Raw genomic sequence first — 11,918 nt, 5'->3', positions numbered from 1 at the left:
TTTGATGCGTAACAACCAGCCTGTCTCTCAGCGTGAATATCTGTTCGACGATAATGCGACACTGATGTCGACCACCGATCTTAACAGCCACATCACCTACGCTAACGACGCGTTTATCGAGGCGAGCGGCTTCACCGCCGACGAGATCAACGGCCAGCCGCATAACATGGTGCGTCATCCCGATATGCCATCAGAAGCGTTTGCCGACATGTGGGCGACGCTGAAACAGGGTGAGCCCTGGACGGCACTTGTCAAGAATCGCCGTAAAAATGGCGATCACTACTGGGTACGGGCCAACGCCATTCCGGTAGTCCGCGACGGTAAAGTGCAGGGCTACATGTCGGTGCGCACCAAACCCACGGCAGAGGAAGTGCGTCAGACTGAGGTGCTCTATCAGGATTTTCGTGAAGGCCGCGCCAGAGGGCGACGTTTTCACAAAGGCCTGCTGGTTCGCAGCGGCTGGCGTCGTCCCGCCTCAATCCTGAAGACGCTGCCCCTTCGCTGGCGGATCCGCACAACGCTGCTGACGTTACTGCCCCTCTCGGTGGCGGGCGTCTGGGCGCTGGGCATGACGCCCGCGGCACTGGCAGGCTTTACCGCGGGAATGGCTGCGCTGCTTCTGCTCTGCAGCCTGTGGCTGGAGCAGCAGATTTCACGCCCTATTGAGCGGATGTGCAAACAGGCGCTGAGCGTGGCAACCGGTGCCAGCCATAAAGTGGAGCAGATGGACCGCGTTGATGAGGTGGGTATCACGCTGCGCGCCATCGGTCAGCTCGGATTGATGTTCCGCTGGCTGGTGGATGATGTCAGCGGCCAGGCGATCAACGTGCTGAGCGCCAGCGACGCCATCGCCCGCAGCAACAACGAACTCAGCCGCCGTACCGAACAGGCGGCTGCCAACGTGCAGCAGACTGCGGCCACCATGAACGAAATGACCGCTACGGTGAAGAGCAACACTGAAACTGCGCATGAGGCGAATACCCTTTCAGCCGGCACCAGCCACGCTGCCAGTAAAGGCGGCGAGGTGATGACCGAAATGATGGGCATGATGGGCGAAATTGCCGACAGTTCAAAGCGGATTGCCAATATTACCAGCGTTATCGACGGGATTGCCTTCCAGACCAATATACTGGCTCTGAACGCCGCCGTGGAAGCGGCACGGGCCGGAGAGCAGGGCAAAGGCTTTGCGGTAGTGGCGGGAGAAGTGCGTAGCCTGGCGCAGCGCAGCGCCAAAGCCGCGAGCGAAATCAAAATGCTGGTTGAAACCAGCGCCAGCCGGGTCAACTCGGGCAATGAGCACGCCAGCGCGGCAGGCCGCACGATGCAGGATATCGTGTCGCAGGTGCAGAATGTCACCGCACTGATCGCTCAGATCAGCGCCGCCACGGCCGAACAGGCGACTGCGCTCAGCGAAGTCAGTTCAGCGGTGGAAGATCTTGATGATATCACCCACCAGAACGCCGCCCGCGTGACAGAAAGCGCCGAGGCTTCAGGTCGTATGACTCATCAGGCTAACCGTCTGGTCGAAGCGATCAGCGTCTTTCGTTAAGAGAAGAGATTAAGCGGCCCGGTTAAGAGGCCAGCGCCTGCGTGCCGTCGCGTCCGGCACGCAGTGCGCCTGGTGACTGACCGACAATCCGTTTAAAGGCACGACTGAATGCTGCAATCGAGCCGTAGCCGAGATGATAAGCCACGGCTTCCACCGCTTCACCGTTGTTCACAATCCGCTGCACCGCCAGCCGCATCCGCAACTCCGTCAGATAGCGCAGCGGCGTCATGCCGGTGGCATTGAGAAACCGTCCGGCAAACACTGAGCGCGAACAGCCTGCCACGCTGGCCAGCCGCGCCACCGTCCAGTTTTCGCCTGGCTCCCGATGCATCGCAGCAATCGCCTGACTCAGACGTGGATCGCGCATCGCCTGCACCAGCCCACTGCGCTCGCCGCAGCCGTTCTCTACCCAGCCGCGCACAATCAGCGCGGCAACCACGTCTGCCAGACGCGACAGAATTCCGGCGAATCCCGCCTGGCGGGTACGCGACTCCCGCTCCATCGCCGCCAGAATCGGCTGAATCTCCGGGTATTGCGACAGCAGGGTACTTACCAGCATCACATCGGGCATGGTGTTGATCAGCGGCTGCATGCCGCCGAGCTCAAACGCCATGCAGGCGCTGAACAGCAGCACGCTGTGCTCGTCATCACAGGCATCTTCCGGGGCTGCAATGGCGCAGACGCTGTCGCAGAGCGGCTTGCTCGCCATGTTCTTAATACACTGGCAGCTCGCCTCCTCACTGGAGATCAGGCTGTGGGGTTTACCGTGCGGCACCAGCAGCGCATCGCCGCTGTTGAGCTGAAACACCTCGCCGGAGGCGCTGCGCACCATCAGTGAGCCGCGACCGACAAAGTGGAACTGCGCCCGGCCCGGCGCGTGCTCATAACGCAGCCCGAACGGCGCGCTCACTGCGATACGCTGATAGTTCACGCCATAGAGGCGCATCCCCATCAGCAGCTCACTGGTCAGATCTCCATAGTGGCTCATGTGATTCCAGACGAATTATCAAAAATGAAGGTGTAAGCATCATAGATCGTCCTGACACGGCGTTCTATGCTCACACTCAATTTTTTATCTTCCGGAGAAGCAGCATGAGTCTGACAACCGAAGTGGCTGATGAGGTTTCCTCGCCGACCCGTCCCGCGTGGGGCGCGGTATTTGCTATGGCATTTGGGGTGTTCAGCCTCATCACCGCCGAATTTTTACCCGTGAGTCTGTTGACGCCGATGGCCCACAGCCTGGGCGTATCAGAAGGTCAGGCGGGACAGACCGTCACCATCACCGCGCTGGTGGCGCTGTTTACCAGCCTGGTCACCGGCAGCGTCACGCGGCGCATCGACCGCCGCATCGTCATGCTGGTCTTTTCGCTGTTGCTGATCGCTTCGGCACTGATGGTGGCGTTTGCGGCTGACCTGACGGTGATCCTGCTGGCGCGGGTGCTGCTGGGTATGGCCATTGGCGGCTTCTGGACACTCTCAACCGCCATCACCATGCGTCTGGTTCCCACCGATCAGGTGCCGCGTGCGCTCTCTATCGTCTTCAGCGGTATCTCGCTGGCGACGATTATCGCTACGCCACTGGGCAGCTATCTAGGCGGACTGGTGGGCTGGCGCAATATCTTTATGCTGACCGCCGGACTGGGTGCGGTGGCGCTGCTGTGGCAGTTCTTTACCCTGCCCGCCATGCCAGCAGAGAACAAAGCCCGCAACGGCGGGGTGCTGGCACTGCTGCGAATTGGTGTGATGCGCTGGGGAATGCTGGCGGTAATCATGATGTTTACCGGTCACTTCGCCTTCTTTACCTATCTGCGTCCATTTCTGGAAAGTGTTGCGCAGCTCAACCTCAATCAGCTGTCGCTGGTGCTGCTGGCCTTTGGTGTGGCGAACTTCTTTGGCACCTCGCTGGCCGGTTTCCTGGTCACCCGCAGCGTATCACTGACCCTGAGTGGCATGGCGCTGTTGATGAGTGTCACCGCGCTGCTGCTGGTGAGCTTTGGCGATGTCAGCTGGATGGTAGGCGCAGGCGTGGCGATCTGGGGTATGGCGTTTGGTTCGATGCCAACCGGCTGGTCAACCTGGATTTCGCGCGCGGTGCCGGATGATGCGGAGTCGGGCGGGGGGTTACTGGTTGCCACCATCCAGCTGGCGATTACTGTCGGCGCGGCGGCGGGCGGCTGGATGTTTGACCTGCGCGGCGCAGGCGGTGTGTTCGTTGCCAGCGGAGTGCTGATGCTGCTGGCCGCGCTGACCATCTTCACCCGGGTACGACATCACGGTTAAATTCCCAAGGGCAGCAATATATGCTGCCTTTTTTGATGAGGGTAGATTATTAACCTTTTGAGTGATAACTGTGCGAAATGTGCTTTTTATCATCAATTTTACTGAACGAGTTAAGCAAAACCCTCCGCTTTTTACTGATCAACTTTCGGACTAATATATCTATCAACAAGGCAGTACGCCTTACCTGATAAAAATTAACCGAGGAATTGACCATGAAATCTATCAAAACTTTTGCAGCTGTTATCGCGCTTTCTGTTCTGCCATTCGCCAGCTTCGCCCAATCTGTGACCGCCATCGACTCTACGCTGGATGGTGCTGAAGCGAAAATCGCTGCGCAGGCTCAGGAAGCTGGTGCTTCATATAAAATCACTGAAGCTTACACCAACAACGGCGTTCACATGACCGCTGAGCTGCTGAAATAAGTTAAGTTTTACCCTCTTGTGCTGACAGGACGCCTTTGGGCGTCCTGGCGGCGTTTATCCGCTAATAATCCTGTCCCTTTCCCCCCGAAATAATTATTATTCTCAAAAACAATTCTGCATCTGACCGCTGGTCAGCTGTTTCTGGTTGCAATGTCGGGCTTTCTTTTCACTGCGTTTGCAGTGGATTAACTATGGAGAAGTTATGAAAGCGATTACCAATACGTGCCGGACCCTGCGTCCGCTGTTACTGGCTACGGCCCTGTTCTCTGCCTCAGGATGGCTGGCGGTGCAGGCTGAAGACCTCAATCAGGCCGTGGGTAAAGGCGTCTATGAACTGGCAGTCAGCCCGAAAGATAACGCGCTGTTCGTGGCGACAGCGCAGAACAGCAGCGGTAACGGCGGCACCGTTTTCCGTCTCGACCCGGCTACGCTGGCAGTACAGCAGTCGATCAACACGGCGCTGAAATCGTTCGGCGCGGCGATCAACCCGCAAACTAACGTGCTCTATATCGGTAACACGGTTAACGGCTCGGTCACCGCCATTGATGCCAGCAGCGGCAAAGTACTCAACACGCTGGTGCTGGATAGCCGTAAGCGCAGTGAGACAGTGCGCCCATTGCAGCCGCGTCAGGTGGCGGTTGATGCTAAAACTAACCGGGTTTATATCACCGGGCTGGGACCGCAAAGCGTGGTCTGGGTGGTGGATGGCAGCACGCTGAAGCTTGTCAGCACCATTCCGAATACCGGTAAAATGGGCACCGGCCTGGCGGTAGATTCAGACGCGCAAAAGGTCTACGTCACCAACGGTGATGGTGAACTGGTGACGATCAATGCGCGCACCAATGCCATTGAGAAAAAGCAGAAGATTGACGGAGATAAAGAGCACTTCTTCCTGAACATCGCGCTGGATACGCGCGGTCAGCGCGCCTTCCTGACGGATTCAAAGCAGGCGCAGGTGCTGGTGGTTGATCTGCGTAATCAGCAGGTGATTCAGCGGATTGATGTGCCGGAATCGCTGGCGGTGCTGTTTAATGGTGATCGCGATGAGCTTTATGTTACTCATCGTAAAGCGGGTGAAGTCAGCATCATCGACGCCAGCAGCTATAAGGTGAAGCGCACGGTAAAAACCCCGGCGTTGCCTAACAGTCTGGCGCTCTCGGCAGACGGCAAGGTGCTTTATGTCAGCGTGAAGCAGCCTGGCTCGCGCAAGGCGCCGCCAAAAAATCCTGACAGCGTGATGCGTATTGCACTGTAAGGCGTGACGTCCCGGACGCTGCTGTGTTGAAGCTGTTTTACATCCGGTCTTTGTAAACGAGAAAGCCACTCTGACGAGTGGCTTTTTTATTTAAACAAAATCGCTTTCGCCGTTTTGAGGGTTCAGATGCGAAAGGCCACTCTTTTTCCGGTCGGAAGTTCCACATCAAGACTGAGTTTTCCGCCCATTGCTTCGACATAGCGTTTCAGCGTGGCAACCTTAATCTCATTTCCGCGTTGCTCAATCTGAGCAACGGCAGGCTGACGCACGCCCATGGCCTCGGCGAGCGTCTTTTGTGATAACTGAAGCTCTTCGCGAATCATCTGAAGCCCGACTTCCAGAATCATTTCATCAGACATTTTTTTGATTCGCGCCTGACTCTCAGGGGAGAAGTCGGCGATAACATCATCCAGGGTTCTCATTAATTATTTCCCTTCTCCTGTTCAGCCAGCCAGGCTGAAAATTCATCGTCAGCGATGCGTATCATTCGGATATAAAAACGTTTGTCATGACTCTTATCTCCGGCACATAACACAATAGCCTGGCGGACAGGGTCAAATGCATAAAATGCCCGAATTGGCTTTCCTGAAAACTGTACGCGGAGTTCTTTCATATTCCTGTACTGCGAGCCCTTGAGAGTATCAGCATAAGGGCGAGGCAAATCAGGGCCGTATACTTTTAACTTTCCCGGATCCGCTAACATTTTTTCCTGCAGGGCTTCTTCCTGCTCACTTAGCCAGCTTTCAAAGCGCGGGCTCAGGAGTACGGTCCACATGACATACTTCCTTGTATATATTCCGTCATACAGGGTACAAATTATAAGCTACAGCTTATAAATTCAAGCCAGAGAACATGCATGACGGCTGATTTAAGCATTAAAAAAGCCCGCTTTCGCGGGCCAGGAGCAGCACATCTCTGCTGTTACAGGAGTCCTGCAGGTTCTTTGCGGGATGATCCGTGGCTGAGGAGAGTGGGGCGGCAATCGACCCGTGCCACCATCCTTAAGTAGTTACACCTCTTCCGACGCTTCGCGCATCATCTCATCGTGCGGAACATCATCCAGAATCTGTTCAAAGCTGCGCAGACGCTTATAGATCGACATCAGTTCGATCAGCGTCGACCAGGAGGCGATCAGATACTGGAACGAGCCGCGCACCTGATCAAACACGTTGGTGATCTGGTTGAGTAAGCCCAGCGTGATGGTGCCCGCCACAATAGATGGAAACAGCAGAAACAGACCAAACACGTTATCGACCTGCAGATAGAGAATGCGGGTGATGTTGAAGTAGAGATAGTGAAAGTAGAGACGGAAGTAGTTGACCCGCACCCGACTGAACAACTCCTGAACCGTCTGCGGTGTGGCGCGATCGGCATTGTCTTCGCCGTAGACCAGTTCTTTACGGTAGGCGGCTTCAACCCGCTGATTGCGGAACTCCAGCCCCGGCAGCTTGATCCCTACCAGCGCCAGCAAACCGGTACCAAACACTGACCAGAGCACAGCGGCAATCACCAGTGCGTAAGGAATATTACCGAGGATGGGAATATCTTTCACGTGATGGGAGAGCGCGACCAGCACCGGTAAAAACGCCACCAGCGTCATAATCGCCTGAATAAAACTGACACCCCAGTTTTCCAGCGTGGTCGCAAACCGCATGGTGTCTTCCTGCACACGCTGTGCGGCACCTTCGACATGACGCAGACGCTGCCAGTTGTGCATGTAGTAGTTATTCATGGCGCTACGCCAGCGGAAAACCCAGTGGCTGATAAAGAAGGAGTTAAGTACGCCAATCACCACTGCGATTAATGCGATGCCGAGAAAAGAGAAAACCTCATGGTAAAACTCCGCAATCTGCACCGATCCCGCTTTGGTTAACGCTTTCTGAATCAGATCATAAAACGGTCCATACCAGGCGTTAATGGCCACTCCGACCTGCACGCCAAACCAGGTAACAAAGATGATCAGCGCGGAGCCCCAGACTGACCAGCGTTGCCATGGATGCGCATCAATCAACCGCCAGGCCCCGGCAAAAATGGCTACCATGATCCAGTAATAGAGGTAGAACCAGAGCTGACTCACGGCGATAAAACGCGCTGCCGTCGTCGGCAGGGGCTGTTTCATTGCTGTTTCAAAGGTGGGCCAGATGCCGGGCAGATGCGCGGCAAAGCCGAACCAGGCAAAAATCGCTACTAAGCTCCAGACAGCCGCAGAGCTGAAAAACAGCGCTGGCCGCGGAAAAAAAGACTTAAACATAGGCACTCCGCTGTTGTGTGTTGCCTGTTATAACGTTTTTGACGGGTCGCTGTCTGTAGTCTGTTGTTTCTGCTAATGACAGGAAGGGGGCAGATGTTAATGAAATTGTGCGGTTTTGTTTCCTGGAACTAAATCTTTGTGAATGGCAGTGTTACAATAGGTTGTTTGTTACCGGTAACAAACAGGCTCCTGGCCTGTATCTGCTGATAAAAACCATTACAACGCAACCACCTATTTTTTTCATACCGCCGGTCAGCGCGGGAATGAGGCAATGTCATGTCAGAACAAAAAAAGGGTCATTCACGCAGGGATTTTTTGCTGAAGACAATCACCCTGGCGCCTGCAATGGCGGTAGGTTCCACAGCGATGGGTGCACTCTCCCTGCCGCTGGCCACACAGGCGGCTGAAACCCCGGCCACGCCACAGCAGGCGCGCGACTACCAGCCGAACTGGTTCACCGCCGAAGAGTTTGCTTTTATTACCGCCGCCGTGGCACGGCTTATCCCCAGCGATGAACGCGGGCCTGGTGCGCTGGAAGCAGGCGTGCCTGAGTTTATCGATCGTCAGATGAATACGCCGTATGCCACAGGGTCGAACTGGTATATGCAGGGGCCGTTTAACCCCGACCTGCCGAAAGAGCTGGGCTATCAGCTGCCGCTGGTGCCACAGCAGATCTACCGCCTCGGTCTGGCCGATGCCGATAATTACAGCAAAAAGCAGCACGGCAAGGTGTTCGCCCAGCTCAGTGGCGAGCAGCAGGATGCCTTACTGCAGGCGATGGAAAGTGGCAGTGCTGAATTCAGCCAGTTGCCGGCAAAAGTCTTTTTTAGTTTCCTGTTGCAGAATACCCGTGAAGGCTTCTTCAGCGATCCTATACACGGCGGGAATCAGGGCATGGTCGGCTGGAAGCTGATTAACTTCCCTGGCGCACGCGCCGACTTTATGGACTGGGTAGAGCGCGGCGAACGTTATCCGTTCCCGTCAGTGTCGATTCGCGGGGAGAGAAGCTAAGCATGGCAAACGAAATGAAAAAAGTGGATGCGGTGATTGTCGGCTTCGGCTGGGCGGGTGCCATTATGGCAAAAGAGCTGACCGAAGCGGGCCTGAATGTGCTGGCGCTGGAGCGCGGACCGCATCGCGATACCTATCCTGATGGCTCCTATCCGCAGTCCATTGATGAGCTGACCTATAACGTCCGCAAAAAGCTTTTCCAGGATCTCTCCAAAAGCACCGTGACCATTCGTCATGATGCGTCGCAGACCGCAGTGCCCTATCGTCAGCTGGCGGCGTTTCTGCCCGGCACCGGTACCGGTGGCGCGGGTCTTCACTGGTCCGGCGTCCATTTCCGTGTCGATCCGGTTGAGTTGCGGTTGCGCAGCCATTACGAAGAGCGCTACGGCAAGAACTTCATTCCGGAAGGCATGACGATTCAGGATTTTGGCGTCAGCTACGATGAGCTGGAGCCGTTCTTCGACAAAGCGGAAAAGGTTTTTGGCACCTCAGGCAGCGCCTGGAGTATCAAAGGCAAAGTGGTCGGCAAAGATACAGGCGGCAACCCGTTTGCGCCCGATCGCTCAGATAACTTCCCGCTGCCCGCGCAGAAGCGCACCTACTCGGCGCAGCTGTTTGCTCAGGCGGCAGAGTCGGTCGGTTATCACCCTTACGATCTGCCATCCGCCAATACCTCGGGTCCGTATACCAACACCTACGGCGCACAGATGGGGCCGTGCAACTTCTGCGGTTATTGCAGCGGCTACGCCTGCTACATGTATTCCAAGGCGTCGCCTAACGTCAATATCCTGCCTGCGCTGCGTCAGGAGCCGAAGTTTGAGCTGCGCAATAACTCTTATGTGCTGCGGGTCAATCTCAGCGATGACAAAACGCGTGCGACCGGCGTGACCTATGTGGATGGGCAGGGCCGCGAGCAGATTCAGCCCGCTGACCTGGTGATCCTCTCCGCCTTCCAGTTCCACAATGTTCACCTGATGCTACTGTCGGGCATCGGCAAACCCTACAACCCGATTACCAACGAAGGGACCGTGGGCCGCAACTTCGCCTATCAGAACCTCTCTACGCTGAAGGCGCTGTTTGATAAGAACACCACCACTAATCCGTTTATCGGTGCGGGTGGCGCAGGTGTTGCGGTTGATGATTTCAACGCGGATAACTTCGACCATGGGCCGCTGGGCTTTGTTGGTGGTTCGCCATTCTGGGTTAACCAGGCGGGCACCAAACCGATCTCCGGCCTGCCGGTGCCGGCGGGTTCGCCCAACTGGGGCAGCAAATGGAAAGCGGCGGTGGCGGATACCTACACCCATCATCTGTCGATGGATGCGCACGGCGCCCATCAGTCTTATCGCGCCAACTATCTTGATCTCGATCCCAACTACAAAGATGCCTATGGACAGCCGCTGCTGCGCATGACCTTTGACTGGCAGGAGAACGACATCAAAATGGCGCAGTTCATGGTCGGTAAGATGCGCAATATCGCGGAAGCGATGAATCCGAAGATGATCATCGGCGGCGCGAAAAAGCCGGGCACCCATTTCGACTCCACGGTTTATCAGACTACCCATATCAGTGGCGGGGCGATCATGGGCGACGATCCAAAAACCAGTGCGGTTAACCGTTATCTGCAAAGCTGGGACGTGCCGAATGTGTTTGTACCGGGCGCATCAGCTTTCCCGCAGGGACTGGGCTACAACCCGACCGGCATGGTGGCGGCGCTGACCTACTGGTCAGCTAAAGCGATTCGCGAACACTACCTGAAAAACCCAGGCCCACTGGTGCAGGCATAAGGACATGGCGATGAAAAATGGCATTCTGGCTCTGATTCTTGGCTCCCTGACGTTCGCCGCCCTGGCGGAGAGCAGCCAGGACGATCTGGTTAAACGGGGTGAGTATCTGGCGCGAGCCGGTGACTGTGTGGCCTGCCACACCAGCAAAGGCGGCGCGGCTTTTGCCGGTGGTCTGCCGATGGCAACACCGATTGGCACCATCTACTCCACCAACATTACGCCCGATCCCGCGACTGGCATTGGCGAATACAGCTACGACGACTTCCAGAAAGCGGTGCGCCAGGGCGTGGCGAAAAATGGCGACACGCTCTATCCGGCGATGCCATATCCCTCTTACGCCGTGGTCAGCGATGAAGACATGAAGGCGCTTTACGCCTACTTCATGCATGGCGTCGCGCCGGTCGGGCAGCCAAACCGGGAGAGCGACATTCCCTGGCCGCTATCGATGCGCTGGCCGCTGGCGATCTGGCGCGGTATTTTTGCGCCCGACGTGAAAGCGTTCCAGCCTGCAGCCCAGGAAGATCCGGTGCTGGCACGTGGTCGCTATCTGGTTGAAGGACTGGGTCACTGCGGGGCCTGTCACACGCCGCGCAGCATCACGATGCAGGAGAAGGCGCTGACCAACAATGAGGGCAGCGACTATCTGGCGGGCAGCAGCGCACCGATTGATGGCTGGACCGCCAGCAATCTGCGTGGCGACAACCGCGATGGACTGGGTCGCTGGAGCGAAGAGGACCTGCGTCAGTTCCTGCGTTATGGCCGCAACGATCAGACCGCCGCTTTTGGTGGCATGACCGACGTGGTGGAACACAGCCTGCAGCACCTGAGCGAGTCCGATATCACGGCGATTGCGCGCTATCTGAAGTCGCTGGGCGCGAAAGATCCCCATCAGGCAGCCTTCAGCGTCGATGACGCCACCGCCAAAGCGTTGTGGAAAGGTGACGACAGTGCGACGGGTGCAGCCACCTACGTCGACAGCTGTGCGGCGTGCCATAAAACCGATGGCAGCGGCTACAAACGTTTCTATCCGGCGCTGCGCGGTAATCCGGTGGTGCTGGCGGACGATCCGACCTCACTGATCCATATCGTGCTGGTGGGCGGACAGTTGCCTGGCGTTAATGGCGCGCCGTCGACGATTACCATGCCAGCATTTGGCTGGCGTCTTGACGATCAGCAAGTGGCAGACGTGGTGAATTTCGTGCGTAACAGCTGGGGCAACAAGGCGTCGGAGCCGGTCAGCGCGAAACAGGTCGCTGAGCTGCGTAAAGATGAGAAAGATCGGCTGGGCAGTGCAGATATCCGGGTACTGGAAGGCAAATAATCGGCAGTAAAAAAGGCCGTCATCATCAGGATGACGGCCTTT

11 protein-coding genes are annotated in these 11,918 nt (G+C 56.6%); 7 read left to right on the top strand and 4 right to left on the bottom strand.

Features of this window, described 5'->3' with window-relative positions; translation table 11 throughout:
* Nucleotides 1-4: 4 nt before the first annotated feature.
* Nucleotides 5-1,549 carry a methyl-accepting chemotaxis protein gene (locus ACR8BN_RS17655; RefSeq protein ID WP_193585616.1) on the top strand — a complete coding sequence of 515 codons (1,545 nt, stop codon included), beginning with the start codon at nt 5-7 and terminating at the stop codon, nt 1,547-1,549.
* A 22-nt stretch (nt 1,550-1,571) separates the two neighbouring features.
* On the opposite strand, the gene ACR8BN_RS17650 is transcribed toward ACR8BN_RS17655, so the two are convergent.
* Entirely contained in the window at nt 1,572-2,537 is a 966-nt protein-coding gene (locus tag ACR8BN_RS17650; protein ID WP_064704971.1) for an AraC family transcriptional regulator, read from the bottom strand.
* Between the two features lie 104 nt (nt 2,538-2,641).
* On the opposite strand from ACR8BN_RS17650, the gene ACR8BN_RS17645 reads away from it, so the two are divergent.
* The 3 genes from ACR8BN_RS17645 to ACR8BN_RS17635 all read left to right on the top strand — a co-directional run bounded on the left by ACR8BN_RS17645 (nt 2,642) and on the right by ACR8BN_RS17635 (nt 5,506).
* The gene (locus tag ACR8BN_RS17645) at nt 2,642-3,829 is read left to right on the top strand and encodes an MFS transporter (RefSeq protein WP_010252123.1); all 1,188 of its coding nucleotides are present in this window, start codon (nt 2,642-2,644) and stop codon (nt 3,827-3,829) included.
* A 212-nt stretch (nt 3,830-4,041) separates the two neighbouring features.
* Entirely contained in the window at nt 4,042-4,251 is a 210-nt protein-coding gene (locus ACR8BN_RS17640) for a DUF1471 domain-containing protein (RefSeq protein ID WP_009092571.1), read from the top strand.
* 202 nt (nt 4,252-4,453) lie between these two features.
* On the top strand, nt 4,454-5,506 hold the full coding sequence (locus ACR8BN_RS17635) for a YncE family protein (protein WP_434747185.1): 1,053 nt from the start codon (nt 4,454-4,456) through the stop codon (nt 5,504-5,506).
* Between the two features lie 122 nt (nt 5,507-5,628).
* Here ACR8BN_RS17635 and ACR8BN_RS17630 read toward each other — a convergent pair whose 3' ends face one another.
* The 3 genes from ACR8BN_RS17630 to sbmA form a co-directional block, all read right to left on the bottom strand.
* On the bottom strand, nt 5,629-5,928 hold the full coding sequence (locus tag ACR8BN_RS17630; RefSeq protein WP_010252120.1) for a helix-turn-helix domain-containing protein: 300 nt from the start codon (nt 5,926-5,928) through the stop codon (nt 5,629-5,631).
* Nucleotides 5,928-6,281, bottom strand: coding sequence for a type II toxin-antitoxin system RelE/ParE family toxin (locus ACR8BN_RS17625; RefSeq protein WP_143991134.1), 354 nt, complete (start codon nt 6,279-6,281; stop codon nt 5,928-5,930). The genes ACR8BN_RS17630 and ACR8BN_RS17625 overlap by 1 nt, the downstream gene beginning before the upstream one ends.
* 234 nt (nt 6,282-6,515) lie before the next feature.
* Nucleotides 6,516-7,757, bottom strand: a complete 1,242-nt coding sequence (sbmA, locus tag ACR8BN_RS17620) for a peptide antibiotic transporter SbmA (RefSeq protein ID WP_010672044.1) — start codon at nt 7,755-7,757, stop codon at nt 6,516-6,518.
* 276 nt (nt 7,758-8,033) lie between these two features.
* Here sbmA and ACR8BN_RS17615 point away from each other — a divergent pair, with 276 nt between their 5' ends.
* Genes ACR8BN_RS17615 through ACR8BN_RS17605 form a run of 3 tightly spaced genes read left to right on the top strand, consistent with a single transcriptional unit; the run spans nt 8,034 to nt 11,876 of the window.
* The gene (locus tag ACR8BN_RS17615) at nt 8,034-8,768 is read left to right on the top strand and encodes a gluconate 2-dehydrogenase subunit 3 family protein (RefSeq protein ID WP_033787533.1); all 735 of its coding nucleotides are present in this window, start codon (nt 8,034-8,036) and stop codon (nt 8,766-8,768) included.
* A gap of 2 nt (nt 8,769-8,770) precedes the next feature.
* Nucleotides 8,771-10,555, top strand: coding sequence for a GMC family oxidoreductase (locus tag ACR8BN_RS17610; RefSeq protein WP_434747184.1), 1,785 nt, complete (start codon nt 8,771-8,773; stop codon nt 10,553-10,555).
* A gap of 10 nt (nt 10,556-10,565) precedes the next feature.
* Nucleotides 10,566-11,876 (top strand): c-type cytochrome, encoded by a 1,311-nt coding sequence (locus ACR8BN_RS17605; RefSeq protein WP_033780611.1) that lies wholly within the window; start codon nt 10,566-10,568, stop codon nt 11,874-11,876.
* Nucleotides 11,877-11,918: the final 42 nt, after the last annotated feature.

Source organism: Pantoea sp. Lu_F5_004, from assembly GCF_051136245.1.
GTDB lineage: Bacteria > Pseudomonadota > Gammaproteobacteria > Enterobacterales > Enterobacteriaceae > Pantoea > Pantoea agglomerans.
This window is presented reverse-complemented; position numbering and strand designations above follow the sequence as displayed.